Source organism: Pseudomonas sp. DCA-1, assembly GCF_046523955.1.
GTDB lineage: Bacteria > Pseudomonadota > Gammaproteobacteria > Pseudomonadales > Pseudomonadaceae > Aquipseudomonas > Aquipseudomonas putida_Y.
Genome location: NZ_CP169881.1, coordinates 2387166 through 2403841, shown reverse-complemented (window position 1 = coordinate 2403841; position 16676 = coordinate 2387166). Strand labels below are relative to the sequence as shown.

At 63.9% G+C, this 16676-nt stretch carries 16 protein-coding genes; 8 read left to right on the top strand and 8 right to left on the bottom strand.

The window, feature by feature from the left end:
* Window positions 1-56 precede the first annotated feature (56 nt).
* The 4 genes from ACE4QZ_RS11240 to pedF are packed head-to-tail and all read right to left on the bottom strand — an operon-like array spanning window position 57 to window position 3131.
* The gene (locus tag ACE4QZ_RS11240; RefSeq protein WP_021784003.1) at window positions 57-980 is read right to left on the bottom strand and encodes a quinoprotein relay system zinc metallohydrolase 1; all 924 of its coding nucleotides are present in this window, start codon (window positions 978-980) and stop codon (window positions 57-59) included.
* Window positions 981-1018: 38 nt separating this feature from the next.
* Window positions 1019-1780 (bottom strand): quinoprotein dehydrogenase-associated SoxYZ-like carrier, encoded by a 762-nt coding sequence (locus ACE4QZ_RS11235; RefSeq protein WP_021784004.1) that lies wholly within the window; start codon window positions 1778-1780, stop codon window positions 1019-1021.
* A gap of 8 nt (window positions 1781-1788) precedes the next feature.
* On the bottom strand, window positions 1789-2664 hold the full coding sequence (locus ACE4QZ_RS11230) for a substrate-binding periplasmic protein (RefSeq protein ID WP_021784005.1): 876 nt from the start codon (window positions 2662-2664) through the stop codon (window positions 1789-1791).
* A 5-nt stretch (window positions 2665-2669) separates the two neighbouring features.
* On the bottom strand, window positions 2670-3131 hold the full coding sequence (gene pedF, locus ACE4QZ_RS11225) for a cytochrome c-550 PedF (protein WP_021784006.1): 462 nt from the start codon (window positions 3129-3131) through the stop codon (window positions 2670-2672).
* A 254-nt stretch (window positions 3132-3385) separates the two neighbouring features.
* On the opposite strand from pedF, the gene exaA reads away from it, so the two are divergent.
* Window positions 3386-5281, top strand: coding sequence for a quinoprotein ethanol dehydrogenase (gene exaA / locus ACE4QZ_RS11220; protein WP_031322488.1), 1896 nt, complete (start codon window positions 3386-3388; stop codon window positions 5279-5281).
* 66 nt (window positions 5282-5347) lie between these two features.
* On the top strand, window positions 5348-6007 hold the full coding sequence (locus ACE4QZ_RS11215; RefSeq protein WP_279934953.1) for a pentapeptide repeat-containing protein: 660 nt from the start codon (window positions 5348-5350) through the stop codon (window positions 6005-6007).
* A 295-nt stretch (window positions 6008-6302) separates the two neighbouring features.
* Here ACE4QZ_RS11215 and ACE4QZ_RS11210 read toward each other — a convergent pair whose 3' ends face one another.
* On the bottom strand, window positions 6303-6941 hold the full coding sequence (locus tag ACE4QZ_RS11210) for a response regulator transcription factor (protein WP_003254098.1): 639 nt from the start codon (window positions 6939-6941) through the stop codon (window positions 6303-6305).
* A complete protein-coding gene (locus tag ACE4QZ_RS11205; protein ID WP_279934952.1) occupies window positions 6938-8215 on the bottom strand; it encodes a histidine kinase in 1278 nt (425 codons plus the stop codon). Before ACE4QZ_RS11205 ends, ACE4QZ_RS11210 begins: the two co-directional genes overlap by 4 nt.
* A gap of 150 nt (window positions 8216-8365) precedes the next feature.
* Between ACE4QZ_RS11205 and ACE4QZ_RS11200 the strand changes: the two genes are divergently transcribed.
* From ACE4QZ_RS11200 to ACE4QZ_RS11175, 6 genes are all read left to right on the top strand, one after another.
* Window positions 8366-9559 carry an ABC transporter substrate-binding protein gene (locus tag ACE4QZ_RS11200; RefSeq protein ID WP_279934950.1) on the top strand — a complete coding sequence of 398 codons (1194 nt, stop codon included), beginning with the start codon at window positions 8366-8368 and terminating at the stop codon, window positions 9557-9559.
* Window positions 9560-9589: 30 nt separating this feature from the next.
* A complete protein-coding gene (locus tag ACE4QZ_RS11195; protein ID WP_021784011.1) occupies window positions 9590-10579 on the top strand; it encodes a YVTN family beta-propeller repeat protein in 990 nt (329 codons plus the stop codon).
* Entirely contained in the window at window positions 10576-11316 is a 741-nt protein-coding gene (locus ACE4QZ_RS11190; RefSeq protein ID WP_014591391.1) for an ABC transporter ATP-binding protein, read from the top strand. The genes ACE4QZ_RS11195 and ACE4QZ_RS11190 overlap by 4 nt, the downstream gene beginning before the upstream one ends.
* Window positions 11313-12104 (top strand): ABC transporter permease, encoded by a 792-nt coding sequence (locus ACE4QZ_RS11185; protein ID WP_010953586.1) that lies wholly within the window; start codon window positions 11313-11315, stop codon window positions 12102-12104. The genes ACE4QZ_RS11190 and ACE4QZ_RS11185 overlap by 4 nt, the downstream gene beginning before the upstream one ends.
* Window positions 12105-12257: 153 nt before the next feature.
* Window positions 12258-12806: a PQQ-dependent catabolism-associated CXXCW motif protein gene (locus ACE4QZ_RS11180; RefSeq protein ID WP_028697255.1), complete on the top strand. Its 549-nt coding sequence runs from the start codon at window positions 12258-12260 to the stop codon at window positions 12804-12806.
* A 54-nt stretch (window positions 12807-12860) separates the two neighbouring features.
* Window positions 12861-13526 (top strand): response regulator, encoded by a 666-nt coding sequence (locus ACE4QZ_RS11175; protein WP_003254108.1) that lies wholly within the window; start codon window positions 12861-12863, stop codon window positions 13524-13526.
* Between the two features lie 45 nt (window positions 13527-13571).
* On the opposite strand, the gene ACE4QZ_RS11170 is transcribed toward ACE4QZ_RS11175, so the two are convergent.
* Both ACE4QZ_RS11170 and nosP read right to left on the bottom strand, forming a co-directional pair.
* Window positions 13572-15470 carry a NahK/ErcS family hybrid sensor histidine kinase/response regulator gene (locus tag ACE4QZ_RS11170; protein ID WP_021784014.1) on the bottom strand — a complete coding sequence of 633 codons (1899 nt, stop codon included), beginning with the start codon at window positions 15468-15470 and terminating at the stop codon, window positions 13572-13574.
* On the bottom strand, window positions 15439-16602 hold the full coding sequence (gene nosP / locus ACE4QZ_RS11165) for a nitric oxide-sensing protein NosP (RefSeq protein WP_003254110.1): 1164 nt from the start codon (window positions 16600-16602) through the stop codon (window positions 15439-15441). Before nosP ends, ACE4QZ_RS11170 begins: the two co-directional genes overlap by 32 nt.
* Window positions 16603-16676 lie beyond the last annotated feature (74 nt).

The window sequence follows — 16676 nt, the reverse complement described above, 5'->3', positions numbered from 1 at the left end:
GGTGCAGACACAGAGCGCTGTGTGGGCGGCACGGGGGCTGACAGGCACAAACAATGTCATGGCAAGCGCCGTAACTGCTGGCGCTCATACCGGGGGTACAGGTGACTGACACTGCGGATCAGCTCATAACGCGTCAGGCTGATCCCGGCAAACCGTTCAGGAATGGGGCTGCGGATCATCTCGGCCATGTCGTCACCGCGCGCCGCGCCATCACGCATCAGGCCATCGAGCCAGCCCAGGTAGTCACGCATCTGCACGAACGGCTGCGCATCACTGGCCACCGGGCCATGCCCGGGTACCAGCTGCTTCCAAGGCAGTGCCTGCAGGGTATCCAGGTCCTTGAGCCACACGTCCAGCCCTGGGCTGTTAGGCGTGGTCAGGGCGCGTTGGTAGAACACCAGGTCACCGGCGAACAGTACGCCGGTCTTTTCATCGAAAATCGCCAGGTCGGCCCCCGTGTGCCCGCCCAGCCCCAGCAACCTCAGGCGGTGCCCACCCACCTCATGCACACCCGGCTGCAACACCCGGGTCGGCAGTACCACTTCGGTACCGCGCATCCAGTCGCCAACCAGGCGATACATGTTCTCGGCCATGGCATCGCCCTGCAGGCGCAGCAGGTCGCGGGTGCCGGCCAGGGCACCGATCGGCACATCGGCAAAGGCCTGGTTGCCCAGTACATGGTCAGGATGATGATGGGTCAACAGCACTTCCACTACCGGCTTGTCGGTGAGGGTGGCAATTGCCTTGCGCAACGCCTCGCCATAGCCCTTCGACGGCCCGCTGTCGATCACCACCACACCGCTGTCGGTGACGATGAACGCGGTGTTGACCACATTGCCGCCATTGGCCTTGGCGAAATTGTCGGTGCTGCCTTCCAGCAACCAGGTGCCCTCGGCGATCTGCCGCGGTGTGAGCCGGTACGCCAGATCAGCCTGGGCTGGCAGCCCCAGGCACAGCAGCAACAGCAGGATCCAACGCATGACAGTGCCTCGGGTCAGGGGGGAATCAGACAACGCGCTCAGGGCAGCGCCGCCTCGAACTGGTTGCCGCTGTTGTCCCGCAGCAGCAGCCGGGTTGGACCAGGGCCCTGAATGTCAAAGCCAAGGTTGGGGTTTTCGCTGACCGCCGGGTACAGCTCCAGGCTGGCCAGGCGCTGGCCATCTGCACCTTGCAACTCGGCATGGTTGAGAAAGAATTCAGGAATGCCACTGACCAGGCCGTTATCCATCGGGTGGGCCACCTGCAGGCGCAGGCGGCTGCTGTCACCACGCGGGTAGCGCCCGCCCAGCACCTCACCGAGGTGCTCCTCCCAGCCGGGCTGGGTGCGCACCACGCTGGGTGCGGTACAACCGCCGCCGGCAGCATCGATCAGGGTAGAACCGACGTGCCACAGGCCATCGCGTGTCAGTACGGCGGCGCGCAACGGTGTGGCCTGTTCGATGCGGATGCGGATCGACAACCAGGGCAACACGCGCTCGCCGGGCTGAAAGTCGACGATGCGCGGCAGAGGGTTCAGCTCTGCCCAGGCGATTATCCGCACCACCTCGCCTGTGAACGCCCGGGCGTCGATCTCCAGCGGCACCTGCCGTGCATCCTCGGCAAAGGGTGGCGCCAGAAGCTTCACACGGTCATCGAACACGAATGCAGCCTGGGCCAGCAACTGCTTGTGGTAGAAGTCCCACATCACGGAAGGCACCGGGTCTGTGGAGGTGCCTTGTGTCGCTGCCTGGGCGGCCCAGGGCATCCAGCAGGCCAGCAGGAAAGTTGCTCGCCAGTTCATGGCCACTCCTATTGATACATCTCCGGGACCTCGTAACGCAGGCCGTATGCGGCATACATCGCCTTGAGCCGGCCATCGCGAATCATCTCCTCCATGGCCTCCTCCACCGCGTAGGCCAGCTGCCGGTTGCTTTCATGCACGGCCATGCCGATTTCCCAAGCCTGTTTACCGAGGTTCGGGTAGGCGTTTTCTGCCAAGGCCAGTTGCGGGTCGGCGGCCTGGTGCAGCTGCCAGTCAACCTCGCCGCGCATCGCCATCACAGCGTCTACCTGGCCGGCCTGCATCGCAGCAAATGCCTGCTGCACGCTGGGGTAATGGTGGGTCCTGGCGCTAAGCATGCCGTTGAACACCGACGTCAGGTAAAACGACGGCACGCTGTCCACCTCGACCCCGACAGGATGCTGCTGGAATACCGCGACACTGGCCACCGACGGCAGGCGACGGCGATCGTAGGCCACCTGCCAACGCTCCTGCTGATAGGGGCCGAACATCACCACCTGGGCGTTTTCCAGCTCCCCCAGCTCGTTGCGCCGCTGCGCGTAGGCGCGATCGTAAGGCACCCGCATCATCAGGTCGGCCAATTGCTGATGACGCAGCGGGCTGCCACGCCAGATGTAGTCGCGCAGGTCATCGTCGAGCTTTTCTCCGGGTGGCGCCCAGATCAGTTGCAGGCGTACCCCCAAGGCCGTGGCCAGGGCCTGCGCCAGCTCCACATCGACACCACGCGGCTGGCCGTGGTCCTGAAAACTGTAGGGGGCGAAATCCTTGTACACCGCCACCTTGAGCTCGCCGGCAGCGATGATCGCGTCATAGTTGCGCACCTGCGCCTGGGCCGCCGCGCAACACAGCAGCAGGCCACTCAACAGCACCGCCCACAGACGCATGGCCGTCACTCCTCGACGTGCACGCTGTCGAGGTAGGTGCGCACCGCCCACAGGGCTTCCTGACTGAGGTAATCGGCCATCTTCGGCATGTACACGCGGCCGTCGCGAACCGCGCCGTGGCGCACCCGCTCGACGAACCATTCATCGCCAGCATCACCTGCATCGAGCATGCGCAAGTCAGGGGCGATACCACCAGACTTGGCCTCCAGGCCATGACAGGCGGCGCAGTTCTGGTTGTAGGCCGAGGCGCCGATTTCCACGGCCTTGTCGTGCTCGGGTGAGCTGCGGTACGGGTTGACCGCCGCCCAGCCGTCGTCGTCCAGGCTCACGCCAGCGTCCTTGATCGGGGTCAGGCCCTTGGTCTCCACTGCCTGGGGCACCACGTTGCCATGGGCCCAGGCTGTACCGGTCAGCACAGATGCGGCCAGCAACCCAGCAGCAAGCAACACATTGCATTTTGTTGTCATTGTTATGCCCTCACCATTGCACACAAGGCCTCAACCACAGAGGCCGTGCCGCCATCTTAGAAACACCCTGCGGGCGACCGAATGCTGCTTTGGTGGCCGGGCCGTCATCCCTTGGTAGTAGGGCTTGTGGCGAAGGGCCAATTGAGGTGCCGTGCGGGAACTTTTCCCGGCAAGGGCGGGACTTTTTCCGTATCCCGCGATAGCCGCTGCGCCCCACCCTGTGCAGGCCAAAACCTCCACTGGGAACTGCAACCATGACAATAAGATCGCTACCCGCCCTTTCCCCGCTGGCCCTGAGCGTGCGCGTCCTGCTGATGGCCGGTAGCCTGGCCCTGGGCAATGTGGCAACAGCGGCCAGCACACCCGCTGCACCTGCCGGCAAGAACGTCACCTGGGAAGACATCGCCAATGACCACCTGACCACCCGGGACGTGCTGCAGTACGGCATGGGCACCAATGCCCAGCGCTGGAGCCCGCTGGCCCAGGTCAATGACAAGAACGTGTTCAAGCTGACCCCGGCCTGGTCCTACTCCTTCGGCGACGAGAAGCAGCGCGGCCAGGAATCCCAGGCCATCGTCAGCGATGGCGTGGTCTACGTCACCGGCTCGTACTCACGGGTATTCGCCCTCGATGCCAAGACCGGCAAACGCCTGTGGACCTACAACCACCGCCTGCCCGACAACATTCGTCCCTGCTGCGACGTGGTCAACCGCGGGGCGGCGATCTACGGCGACAAGATCTACTTTGGCACCCTCGATGCGCGTGTCATCGCCCTCGACAAGCGCACCGGCAAAGTGGTGTGGAACAAGAAGTTCGGCGACCACAGCGCCGGCTACACCATGACCGGTGCGCCAGTGCTGATCAAGGACAAGACCAGCGGCAAGGTGCTGCTGATCCACGGCAGCTCCGGCGATGAATTCGGCGTGGTCGGCCAGCTGTTCGCACGCGACCCGGACACCGGCGAAGAAGTGTGGATGCGGCCCTTCGTCGAGGGCCACATGGGCCGCCTGAACGGCAAGGACAGCACCCCGACCGGTGACGTCAAGGCGCCGTCCTGGCCAGACGACCCTACCACCGAAACCGGCAAGGTCGAAGCCTGGAGCCACGGCGGCGGAGCCCCTTGGCAAAGCGCGAGCTTCGACCCCGAAACCAACACCATCATTGTCGGCGCTGGCAACCCCGGCCCTTGGAATACCTGGGCGCGCACGTCGAAAGACGGCAACCCGCATGACTTCGACAGCCTGTACACCTCCGGCCAGGTCGGCGTCGACCCGAGTACCGGCGAGGTCAAGTGGTTCTACCAGCACACCCCCAACGATGCCTGGGACTTCTCCGGCAACAACGAGCTGGTGCTGTTCGACTACAAGGACAAGAACGGCAACGTGGTCAAGGCCACCGCCCACGCCGACCGCAACGGCTTCTTCTATGTGGTCGACCGCAACAACGGCAAGCTGCAGAACGCCTTCCCCTTCGTCGACAACATCACCTGGGCCAGCCATATCGACCTGAAGACCGGCCGCCCGGTGGAAAACCCCGGCCAACGCCCGGCCAAGCCGCTGCCGGGTGAAACCAAGGGCAAGCCGGTGGAAGTCTCGCCACCGTTCCTGGGCGGCAAGAACTGGAACCCCATGGCCTACAGCCAGGACACCGGGCTGTTCTACATCCCCGGCAACCAGTGGAAAGAGGAATACTGGACCGAGGAAGTGAACTACAAGAAGGGCTCGGCTTACCTGGGCATGGGCTTCCGCATCAAGCGCATGTACGACGACCACGTCGGCACGTTGCGCGCCATGGACCCGTCCACCGGCAAACTGGTGTGGGAACACAAGGAGCACCTGCCGCTGTGGGCCGGGGTGCTGGCAACCAAGGGCAACCTGGTATTCACCGGCACGGGCGACGGCTTCTTCAAGGCCTTCGACGCCAAGACGGGCAAAGAGCTGTGGAAGTTCCAGACTGGCAGCGGCATCGTCTCGCCGCCCATCACCTGGGAGCAGGACGGCGAGCAGTACATCGGCGTGACCGTGGGCTACGGCGGTGCGGTACCGCTGTGGGGCGGCGACATGGCCGAGCTGACCAAACCGGTGGCTCAGGGTGGTTCGTTCTGGGTGTTCAAGATCCCGAGCTGGGACAACAAGACTGCACAGCGTTGACCTGCAGCGGGGAGCGGCTTGCGCCCCTCCCCGCTTCTGCCCTTCTCCTGCCCAGAGGCTTTCGCCATGAATTACCTGCCCTTTACCTTGCTGCTGGCGCTATCCCCCGCCCTGGCAGTAAACGCCGACGACGCCGGCAACGATGCCCCCTTGACCATCAACGGCTGCGTGATTGCCGAAGCCAGCCAGTGCCCGGGGGCCAACCTGCGCGGCGCCAAGCTGGCCAACCAGGACCTGCGCAAGATGAACCTGGCCGGTGCCGACCTGCGCGATGCCGACCTGCGCCATGCCCAGCTGGACCTGGCAAACCTGGAAAAAGCCCGCCTGCAAGGGGCCAACCTGACCCGCGCCAGCTTGCAACAGAGCAATCTGCGCCTGGCCGACCTGAGCAACAGCAGGCTGGTGGCCATTCAAGGCTGGGGCTTGTTCGCCCAGGGTGCACAGTTTGAAAAGGCCGACCTGCGTGCAGCCTACCTGCAGTTCGCCAGGCTGTCCGGGGCAAAGCTGCAGCGGGCCAACTTGCAGGCGGCGGACCTGGAGATGGCCTGGTTGAGCAAGGCTGACCTGCAAGAGGCCAACCTGGGCGATGCCAACCTGCAGGAGGCCAAGTTTGGCCAGAGTAACCTGGCACGCGCCGATTTGCGCGGGGCGCGGCAGCATTACGGGAATTTTCAGGAGGCCAACATGGAGGGGTGCAAGGGGTGCCCTGAAACCTGGGACAAATGAGCGAAGGGTTCGCCTTGGCAGGTTCGGCGCCTGTGAAATCGAGCGCCGCCCGCGCGGCGCATCGCGAGCTGTGCTCGCTCCTACATTTGTTTCGGGCCAGTATCGTCTGTGCCAGCGCGCGCGACCGCCTTGTTCGTCCGACGCGATGTCGAGCCATGCACCCAGGCGCTCGCGCGCAAATCCCACAGGAATAACTGGCCCGAAACAAATGTAGGAGCGAGCACAGCTCGCGATGCGCCGCGCGGGCGGCGCTCGATCTCACAGGCGCCGAACCTTCAAAACCAGAACACTTACCTCACCCCGCCACCCGCACCACCCCCAGGTCAATCCCCAGATGCACCAGCTCGGCATGCGAACTGACCTGCAACTTGCTCTTGAGCAAGGTCAGGTGGTTGGACACGGTCTTGGCACTGATACACAACTGCTCGGCAATCACCCGCGCCGGGGTACCCTTGGCCAGCATCGTGAATATCTCCAGTTCGCGCTGGGTCATGCGCTGCAACCGGGGGTCACTGGTGCTTTGCTGTGACAGGCAAGCCAGCTGGGTGGCCAGGGGCTGCTCGATGTAGGCATGCCCGGCCAACACCCGCTGCACCGCCTCGATCAGCACCTCAGGCGCCGAGTTCTTGGTCAGGTAGCCCGAGGCACCCGCATCCAGCGCCTGGCGCACCAGCGGCAGCTCGTCGTGCATGCTGAAAAACAGCACCCGCAATTGCGGCAGGCGCTGGCGCAGGCGCCGGGTGGTTTCCAGGCCACTGATACCGGGCAGGCCAAAGTCCATGATCACCAGGTTGGGCACCTGCTCCTGTACCCTGGCCAGCGCCTCTTCACCACTGGCGGCCTCACGCACCTGCACCAATGGCAGCACCGCCCGCAGCAAGCTGGCGTAGCCTTGGCGGACCACGGCGTGGTCATCGACCAACACGATATTCATCGCACCTCCTCGGGAATGTTAAGGGCCAGCGCCCAGCCACCGCCCGGGCGGCTGAAAATGCGTAACTCCCCCCCAAGGCTGCGGGCGCGCTCGGCCATCGAGTGCAGGCCTACCCCTGGGCGCTGGGGCTGGTGGGCGCCGCAGCCGTTGTCGCGAATGAACAGGCGCAAGCCCTTGGTACTGCGCTGCAGGCGCACCCGCACCTGGCTGGCACCGGCATGCCGGGCGACGTTGGTCAACGCCTCCTGCAGCAAGCGGTACAAATGCGTTCGGCTCGCCCCAGGCAGCGCCGGCAAGTGCTCGCCAACCCGCAGCCGGCATTCGATGCCCTGGCTGGCCTGCCACTGGCTCACCAACAGCCCGAAGGCCTCGGCCAACGGCATGTAGTGCAGCGCCACCGGATACAGGTTGTGCACCAGCGCGCGAAAACCCTGCTGCAGGCGCTCGCAATTGAATTCAAGGGCCTGCGCCGTCTGCGTCACCACTTCAGGCTGTTCGGCCACCATACGCAGCAGGCATAGCTGGGCTCGCATGCCTGCCAGGTATTGCCCCAGATCATCGTGCAGGGTCTGCGCCAGCTGGGTACGCTCCTGCTCCTGCACCGCCAGCAGGGCCTGGGTCAGGTGGGCATTGTCGGCCTGGGCCTGCTCCAGAGCTGCGGCCATGCGGTTGAAGTGTTTGGCCAGCTGGCGCGCTTCCGGCAGGCCGGCTTCGCGCAGGCGTGCCGTCAATTGCCCGCCTGAGACCTGGTGCAAGGCGCCCAGCAGCTCATCCAGCAGGCCCATGGCCCGCCGTACCGCCCAGCGGATGGTCAACAAGCTCAGCAACAACGCCAGGCCACAAACGCCAAGCAGTTGTTGCAGGGAGTCCCAGACTTCATCGATTTCATCCCGCGCATCCACGGCAATCAACACGCGGCGGCCATCACTCAAGTCCAGCAGCCGACTGCTGTGGTAGCGCTCGCCGAACAACTGGCGGCCAAGCCAGGCATCCATACCGGCCTCTTGCGGCAGCCTTGGCACCTCACCCGCTGCCAGCCAGTGCACCCGCACATGGCGCAGGCTCTTGGTCAAGCCGGGCTGCAGGTTTGCCGGGTCACGTTCGGCGGTGTCGCCCAGGTATGCCACCACGGCTTCGGCTGACTGCAACTCACGCTCGACGTCGGCCACCGCTTGGTGCAACAGCACCCCGGCACAAGCCAGCGTCACCAAGGCGAAGCATAACGTGACCCAGAGGTTGACTCGCCACAGGGCCGACAAGTTGACAAGGCGCACAAGCGGTTCTCCTCAGGCCGTTGTGGACCATCGTAAAACTGCGGCCCCCGCACTGAATTACTACCTTGGTACCGGCCGAGCGCTACTTTCTGCATATTTCCCCCTCCCGGCGGGCTTCCTATGCTGGCGCCATCTGCCGTGGAGTGTGTTATGCGCCAGCCTGCCCACCTTGCCTTGACCTGCCTGCTGGCCTTGGCCGCAACGCTGGCTACGCCTCTGGCGCCCGCCGCTCAGGGCCAGGCCGCAGCCCCGCTGCACATACGCATCGGCTACCTGGGCTATCGCCCCGCCGCTGGCCCGCTGCTGTCCAATGTCATCCCCGAACCCGGCGATGCCGGGCTCCAAGGTGCCGAACTGGCCATTGTCGACAGCAACAGCACCGGGCGCTTCCTGAAGCAGCAATTTCAGCTGACCAGCGCCAATGTCGACAGCCCCGAGGCCCTGCTGCAAGCCGCCAGGGCCCAGCATGAACAAGGCCTGCGCCTGTTCGTGGTGAATGCCCCGGCCGCCAGCCTGCGCGCGCTGTCTACCGCCCTGCCCGACAGCCTGCTGTTCAACGCCGGCAGCCCCGACGACAGCCTGCGCAGCAGCCAGTGCCTGGGCAATGTCCTGCACAGCCTGCCGAGCCGGGCCATGCTGGCCGATGCCTTGGCGCAGTTCCTGGTACTGCGCAAATGGCAACGGGCGCTGCTGGTGGTCGGCCAGACCCCGGACGACCAGGCGTACGCCGCTGCCCTGCGCCGGTCGGTGAAGCGTTTTGGCATGCAACTGGTCGCGGAAAAAACCTGGACCTTCGATAACGACCAGCGCCGCAGCGCCCAGGCCGACATGCCGCTGTTCACCCAGACTGCCGAATACGACGTGGTACTGGTGGCAGACGAGCGCGGTGACTTCGGCGAGTACCTGCCCTACCAGACGTGGTATCCACGCCCGGTGGCCGGTACCCAGGGCCTGACCCCCACGGGCTGGCACAAGACCGTGGAAACCTTCGGGGCGGCGCAGTTGCAAAAACGCTTCGAGGCCCAGGCCGGGCGCTGGATGAATGACCGTGACTTCGCCGCCTGGATGGCTGTACGCAGTGTCGCCAGTGCGGCCAGCAAGCTGCGCCTGGCCGAACCTCGCGCGCTGCAGCAACTGCTGCTCAGCGAGCAGTTGCCGCTGGACGGCTTCAAGGGGCGCAAGCTCAGTTACCGCCCGTGGAACGGCGAACTGCGCCAGCCGATCCCGTTGGTTCAGCCCCGCGCCCTGGTCAGCACCTCGCCGCAGGAGGGCTTTCTGCATCCCTTCAACGAAATGGACAGCCTGGGCTACGACAAGCCCGAAGTGACGTGTAGCTACCCCTGACCCGACAACCACAACAATAAGGAATTCGCCATGCGCCGCCCCCTCTTCCACCGGGCCCTGATTTACCCCAGCCTGCTGTCGGGCGCCCTGGCGCTGGCCAGCAGTCACGCCATGGCTGCCACCGCCTGGGTCTCAAACGAGAAGGACAACAGCCTCAGCCTGATCGACATGCAAACGCTGGAAGTCACCGAAACCCTGCCGGTGGGCCAGCGCCCTCGTGGCTTGCTGCTGTCGCACGACAGCAAGCTGCTGTATATCTGCGCCAGCGATTCGGACCGGGTGCAGGTGATGGACGTGGCCACCCGCAAGATCATCAAGGAGCTGCCCTCCGGGAAGGACCCCGAGCAGTTCGCCCTGCACCCCAACGACCGCTGGCTGTATGTGTCCAACGAGGACGACGCGCTGGTCACCGTGATCGACACCGTCACCGACAAGGTACTCGGGCAGATCGACGTTGGCATCGAACCCGAAGGCATGGCGGTCAGCCCTGACGGCAAGTGGGCGGTCAACACCAGCGAGACCACCAACATGCTGCACTGGATCGACACCAGCACCCAGACCCTGGCCGAAAGCACGCTGGTCGACCAGCGCCCGCGCTTCGTCGAGTTCAGCAAAGACGGTTCGCACCTGTGGGCCTCGGCAGAGATCGGCGGCACGGTGACCATACTCGACGTGGCCACGCGCCAGGTGCTGAAAACCCTGAACTTCCAGATCAAGGGCGTACACCCCGACAAAGTCCAGCCAGTGGGCATCAAGCTCAGCGCCGATGGCAAGTACGCCTTTGTCGCCTTGGGCCCGGCTAACCACGTGGCGGTGGTCGATGCCAAGACCTTTGACGTGCTCGACTACCTGCTGGTCGGGCGGCGGGTCTGGCAGCTGGCATTCACCCCGGACCAGCGCCAGTTGCTGGCCACCAACGGTGTCAGCGGTGACGTTTCGGTCATTGATGCAAAGAACCTCAAAGTGCTCAAGTCGGTGAAGGTCGGGCGCTACCCCTGGGGTGTGGTGGTGACACCATGAACGCCCTCGATGTCAGTGACGTGAGCTTTGCCTATGGCCAGCGCGAGGCACTCAGGCAGGTCGGTTTCAGCCTGGCACCCGGGCGCTTCGCCGCATTGCTGGGCCCCAATGGTGCCGGCAAGTCGACCTTGATCGCCCTGCTCACGCGCCTGTACGACCTGCAGCATGGCGACATCCGCGTGTGCGGCTGCTCGCTACGCAACGCTGCACGCCCGGCCTTGCGCCAGCTGGGCGTGGTGTTTCAGCAAAGCACCCTGGACCTGGACCTGAGCGTTGAGCAAAACCTGCGCTACCACGCCGCCTTGCATGGCCTGTCGCGGCGCCAGAGCAACCTGCGGGTCGAAGCCGAACTGGCCCGCCAAGGCCTTGGTGAACGCCGGCGCGATCGTGTGCGTGAACTGAACATCGGCCATCGGCGGCGGGTGGAAATTGCCCGAGCGCTGCTGCATGAACCGCGCCTGCTGCTGCTGGACGAAGCCAGCGTCGGCCTCGACCCGGCCAGCCGCCTGGCGCTTAACCAGCACCTGCGCCGGTTGTGCCGCGAGCAGCAGCTCAGTGTGCTGTGGGCCACTCACCTGCTGGACGAAGTGCAGCCTAGCGATGACCTGTTGATTCTGCATCAGGGGCGCCTGGTGGCCAGTGGCACCGCCGATGCGCTGAGCCTTGAGCACGGCGGTGACCTCGATAACGCCTTTGCCCGCCTGACCAACGCCCCCTCAGGAGCCAACGCCCGATGAACGCTTACTGGCAATGTTTCAACGGCATCATGCTGCGCGAGTGGCTGCGCTTCGTGCTGCAGCGTACACGCCTGCTCAGCGCGCTGGTGCGCCCGTTGCTGTGGTTGCTGGTATTCGCTGCCGGGTTTCGCGCAGCGCTGGGCATTGCCATCATCGAGCCCTACGACACCTACATCCCCTACGAGGTGTACATCATCCCCGGCCTGGCCTGCATGATTCTGCTGTTCAACGGCATGCAGGGCTCACTGTCGATGGTTTACGACCGCGAGATGGGCAGCATGCGCGTGTTGCTGACCAGCCCGCTGCCACGCCCGTTCCTGCTGGGCAGCAAACTGCTGGCAACTTCGTTGATTTCCCTGCTGCAAGTCTATGCCTTCCTCGCCATCGCCTGGTTATACGGGGTACAGCCACCGGCTGCGGGCTTGCTGATGGCGCTGCCAGCGTTGCTGCTGGTGGCCTTCATGCTCAGCGCCCTGGGGCTATTGCTGTCGAACGCGATCCGCCAGCTGGAGAACTTTGCCGGGGTGATGAATTTCGTGATCTTCCCGCTGTTTTTCCTGTCTTCGGCGTTGTACCCGCTGTGGAAAATGCGCGAGGCCAGTCAGTGGTTGTACTGGCTGTGTGCTGTGAACCCGTTCACCCATGCCGTAGAGCTGGTGCGGTTTGCACTTTATGAGCGGTTGAACCTGCTGGCGCTGGCGGTATGCCTGGGCTTGACCGCATTGTTCACCCTGCTGGCGATACTCACCTTCAACCCCCAGCACGCGGCGCTGCGCAAACCACGCTGAGCGGCCACAAGCCGAAGGTTCATGTGGAGAGGCGCGCAGCGCCCTTTGCGCCCGGCCATCTACTACTTTAGTACCGCCTTTGCTGTCTAATCGTCGCATTCACAACGCACCGTCCCTGGCATGTAATGGGCCTATAACAAGAAGGATAAAACCATGCCACGTGCCCCGCGCCCTTTGTTGGTTGCCCTTGCGCTGAGTCTGTCGCTGGGTATCGCCCACGCCGACACCACGCCGCTGTTCTCCGCCGACGGCTATCGCACCACGCACTATCGCAGCCCGACCCCGCAACAGGTCGAAGGCGGCCAGGTCATCGACACCGCCACACTGCAAGGCCTGCTGGGCCAGACGCCGAGGCCGGTGCTGATCGACGTCTATCGCCGTCAATGGCTGCAAGGTCGCTTCATAGAAGACGAACCGCACAGTAACCTCCCCGGCAGCCTGTGGCTGGCCAACACCGGCAACGGCGCACTGAGCCCGGCATGGCAGGACTACTTCGTGCGTAACCTGCAAAGAGCCACGGCCGGTCACCCGGACCAACCGCTGGTCTTTTACTGCCGCTCCGATTGCTGGTTAAGCTGGAACGCGGTAAAACGCGCGAAAGCCTTGGGCTATAACAACCTGTATTGGTACCGCGACGGCCTGGATGCCTGGCAGCAAGCCAACCTGCCATTGCAGCCGGCACAACCGGTACCGTTCCCCTGAAATGCCTGCATATGCGTGCCCCGCTCCATCCAATAAAAACAAGGTGAAAAGGCCATGTACAAAATTCTGATTGCCGACGATCACCCCCTGTTTCGCGAAGCCATCCACAACGTCATCAGCGATGGTTTCCAGGGCAGCGAGGTCATGGAGACCGCCGACCTTGAAAGCGCCCTGGCCCTGACCCAGGCGCATGACGACCTCGACCTGATCCTGCTCGACCTGAACATGCCCGGCATGCACGGCCTCAATGGCTTGATCACCTTGCGCAACGAGGCGCCGACCACGCCGGTGGTCATCGTTTCGGCCGAGCAGGAAAAGCAGATCGTGCTGCAGGCCATTACCTATGGTGCCGTGGGCTTCATCACCAAGTCGTCGCCACGCTCACAGATGATCGAAGCGATCGAGCAAATCCTCAATGGCAATGTCTACCTGCCGCCAGACATCATCCGCGCGCAGAAAAGCAGTACCAGCCGGCGCCATAACGATGCACCGAGCTTCCCGCCGGAAATGCTCCAAGCCCTGACCCGTAAGCAACTGCTGGTGCTCGAGCGCATGACCAAAGGTGAATCGAACAAGCAGATCGCCTACACGCTGGACATCGCCGAAACCACGGTCAAGGCCCATGTTTCGGCGATCTTGCGCAAACTCAATGTGCACAACCGGGTACAAGCCATTCTCAGTGCCGGCGATATCGATTTTGCTGATTATCTGCGCCGTTGATCCCTGCCCGCCGTTTCGCGGATAAACCCGCGAAGCGGCCACCCGTTATGCCACGCCACTGGCCAGCAGATGGCTCATCGCCGTCTTGAGTTTCATCGGCCTTACGGGCTTGTGCATCAGCGTGTGACCCAGCTCGCGGATCTGCTGCTTGAGATCGTTGCTGTAGTTGGCAGTGATCATCAGCGCCGGTAGCGGCTGGGCACGGCGGGCATTGATCCGCGCTACGGCGTCGACACCATTGCAGTCGTTGTCCAGGTGGTAGTCGGCAATCAGCAGGTCGGCCTCGGCGTGGTAGTTGTCCACCTGGCGCGCCAGGTCTTCCTCCGACAGCGCAGTGACCACCCGACAGCCCCAGCCTTCCAGCAAGGTGCGCATGCCCGCACAAATCGCCGCATCGTTATCCAGCACCCACACCCGCGCCCCGCGCAGGCGTTCGAGCATCGGCTCGCATATCGCCTGGCTCGGCTGGGCTTTGGGGGCGGTGGCGCTCAGCGGTACCTCGACTGCGAACACTGACCCTTTGCCCAGCCATGACCGCACGCGGATCCGGTGGCCGAGGATGCCGGCGATCTTCTCCACGATCGCCAGGCCCAGGCCCAGCCCACGGTCCTGGTCCGGGCGCTGCACATCACCACGCTTGAACTCCAGGAACATGTCTTCCAGATGTTCTTCGGCAATGCCGATGCCGCTGTCCCATACTTCAATCCGCACGCCACCGCGCTGGCGCCGACACCCCAGCACCACGCGCCCACTGCGGGTGTAGCGAATGGCATTGCTGAGCAGGTTGCGCAGGATGCGCGCCAGCAGCTGAATGTCACTGCGCACCACGGCAGAACACCCCACAAAGTGCAGCGCCAGCCCTTCGCTACGCGCCACCTGGGCGTATTCGGCGGCCAGGTTGTCCATCAGCTCGCTGAGGGCGAACGGGGCGACATCGGCCTTGATCACGCCAGCATCGAGCTTGGAAATATCTACCAGCGTGCCCAACAGGTTTTCCACATCCTCCAGCGAATTGCTGACATTACGCACCAGGTGGGCAGCGTTTTGCGGCTCGTCGCGTTCGAGCAACGCGCTGGTGAACAACCGCGCCGCGTTCAGCGGTTGCAACAGGTCATGGCTGACCGCAGCAAGGAACTTGGTTTTCGACAGGTTGGCCTGCTCGGCCTCGCGCTTGGCCTCGCGCAGACGCGACTCGGCCTGGCTGCGCTCTTCAATTTCACGCAGTAACTGGTCGTTGAGGCTGGTCAGTTCGGCAGTGCGTTCGCGCACCCGTTGCTCCAGGTGCTGATAGGCCTGGTGTAAGGCCTGTGCGGTGTTGCGGCGCTCGGTGATGTCGCGAATCAACACGAAGATACCCACCACTTCGCCACTGGCCAGGCGGTTCGGTACGTAGGAGCGCAGCATATAGCGTTCCTGACCGTTGATATTGGTTTCGGCAAATTCAAACGTCACGCTCTCCCCCGCCAGCGCCCGTACCACGTAGCCTTCCAGGCGCTGGTAGTGCTGCTCGCTGTGGGCCGCGCGCAGGCTCTGGCCCAGCATCACGCCATGCGGCCAGCAATACCACTCTTCGTAAACCTTGTTGGTGAATTCGTAGACCAGATCGGCGTTCAGGTAGGCGATCAGCGCCGGGACGTTGTCGGTAATCAGGCGAATCTGGTGCTGGTGGGCCGTCTCGGCCCGTTGCCTGGCCTCGCTGAGCAGGCGGTTGACGGCCTTGAGCTCGGCCATGGCCTGGTTCAGCGCATCAGTGCGTTCGCGCACCTGCTCGGCCAGCACCACCGAATGCTGGAACGCGGCGTATGGGTCATTGCCCCGGGTCACACCCGACTCGATGCGCTCGATCAATGCGTCATTGATGCGCTGCAGCTTGTGGTTCTGGTGCTGCAGCCGAGTCAGCTCGGCCTGCAGTTCAGCGACCGACAGGAGGCCGGTTGCGGGCAATGGCGACCCCGGTGAAGGTCTGGTTGATGTGCATGCCATTGAACTGTTCTCCGTAGGTGTTGAAACCGATCACCCGTTGCTCGCGCAGGAACGCGCCGACCGGCTCCAGGCCGTGATGGGCCTCCAGTTCCAGCCGCCGCAGGAAACAATCACAACCGATGGTCAGCAACAACGGGCCGAGACGCTGGTGCAGGCCATCGAACAGCTGGTGCAGGTTCGGCAACAGCGGGCCCGGGGTCATGGCCGTGAGCACGATGCCGTTCTCCACCGCGCAGTAGAAGCTCAAGCTGAGGTCAGGATGCATTTGCTGGATCGCCCGCACGTAGTACTGATCATGAATGCGCACGGCCAGCGGGTGGGCGGCGAACACCCGGTGATCGAGCGCAGCCACTGGCACGCCGATGTGGCGGGCATATTCCTCGGCCGCCGGCTCGGCATTCAGTTCGAAAACCCGGCGCTGGGCGCTGTCGGCACCGGTTACCACCAGCTTTTCCTGGCGCGGCAGGATGTGATGCGTGGTGAACACTTCGAAGTCGAGCCAGGTGTTGACCAGCACCACCACGGCTGCGCCGTTGTGGAATGTACCGCCGTAATACACATGGGTGCGGTTCAGGTAGTTGTCGTCACCGGCCGAGCCGCCGAAGTGCGGGATATCCCCCAGTGCTGCGCTGAGTGCGGCAAGCACCATTTCCTCGCGGCTGGACAAGCCATCGAGCAGTGTGAGTGCAAAACTGTGGCCCTTGATTGGCGCCAGGGTATTGCTGCGGCAGGTGCCGACCAAGCGCTCGACCATCTGCTGCGCGTCGATCAGGCTGAAGCGCTCCATCTCATCGATCAACGCAGTGGCGATCGAAAAGTGCCGGTGATCGAAGCCCACCGCCGTCACGCAATTGCGGCCGTAGCCCAGCGGGGTGATTTCACCGGCGCTGGTGCAGCCGACCAGGCGTATGCCGCCAAAATCCTGCTCCAACGCTTCGCCCAAAGCCTGCAAGTCGTATTCGGCGGAACAGAAGAACAGCACGAAACCCAAATGCGGGTGCAGCAACTGCCGCGCCAGGTCCTGGGCGGCCAGCCGTGCGTCGGTAGCCTGAGACATGGCACTGACCACACCGTCGTTATGAGCCTGTTGCATCGTGGTCTCCGGCACGGGGTGGCTGAGCGATCAGTTTAAGGAGGTGGTAGCGGGTGACGAATGCTACTTGGGTA

Excerpts from the sequence above, each read along its gene's own strand:
- ACE4QZ_RS11180 (WP_028697255.1), top strand. The coding sequence starts at position 12,258 with ATGCCACGTGCCCCGCGCCCTTTGTTGGTTGCCCTTGCGCTGAGTCTG.
- ACE4QZ_RS11175 (WP_003254108.1), top strand. The coding sequence starts at position 12,861 with ATGTACAAAATTCTGATTGCCGACGATCACCCCCTGTTTCGCGAAGCC.
- ACE4QZ_RS11200 (WP_279934950.1), top strand. The coding sequence starts at position 8,366 with ATGCGCCAGCCTGCCCACCTTGCCTTGACCTGCCTGCTGGCCTTGGCC.
- pedF (WP_021784006.1), bottom strand. The coding sequence starts at position 3,131 with ATGACAACAAAATGCAATGTGTTGCTTGCTGCTGGGTTGCTGGCCGCA.
- ACE4QZ_RS11235 (WP_021784004.1), bottom strand. The coding sequence starts at position 1,780 with ATGAACTGGCGAGCAACTTTCCTGCTGGCCTGCTGGATGCCCTGGGCC.
- ACE4QZ_RS11210 (WP_003254098.1), bottom strand. The coding sequence starts at position 6,941 with ATGAATATCGTGTTGGTCGATGACCACGCCGTGGTCCGCCAAGGCTAC.
- exaA (WP_031322488.1), top strand. The coding sequence starts at position 3,386 with ATGACAATAAGATCGCTACCCGCCCTTTCCCCGCTGGCCCTGAGCGTG.
- nosP (WP_003254110.1), bottom strand. The coding sequence starts at position 16,602 with ATGCAACAGGCTCATAACGACGGTGTGGTCAGTGCCATGTCTCAGGCT.
- ACE4QZ_RS11230 (WP_021784005.1), bottom strand. The coding sequence starts at position 2,664 with ATGCGTCTGTGGGCGGTGCTGTTGAGTGGCCTGCTGCTGTGTTGCGCG.
- ACE4QZ_RS11215 (WP_279934953.1), top strand. The coding sequence starts at position 5,348 with ATGAATTACCTGCCCTTTACCTTGCTGCTGGCGCTATCCCCCGCCCTG.
- ACE4QZ_RS11195 (WP_021784011.1), top strand. The coding sequence starts at position 9,590 with ATGCGCCGCCCCCTCTTCCACCGGGCCCTGATTTACCCCAGCCTGCTG.
- ACE4QZ_RS11185 (WP_010953586.1), top strand. The coding sequence starts at position 11,313 with ATGAACGCTTACTGGCAATGTTTCAACGGCATCATGCTGCGCGAGTGG.
- ACE4QZ_RS11240 (WP_021784003.1), bottom strand. The coding sequence starts at position 980 with ATGCGTTGGATCCTGCTGTTGCTGCTGTGCCTGGGGCTGCCAGCCCAG.
- ACE4QZ_RS11190 (WP_014591391.1), top strand. The coding sequence starts at position 10,576 with ATGAACGCCCTCGATGTCAGTGACGTGAGCTTTGCCTATGGCCAGCGC.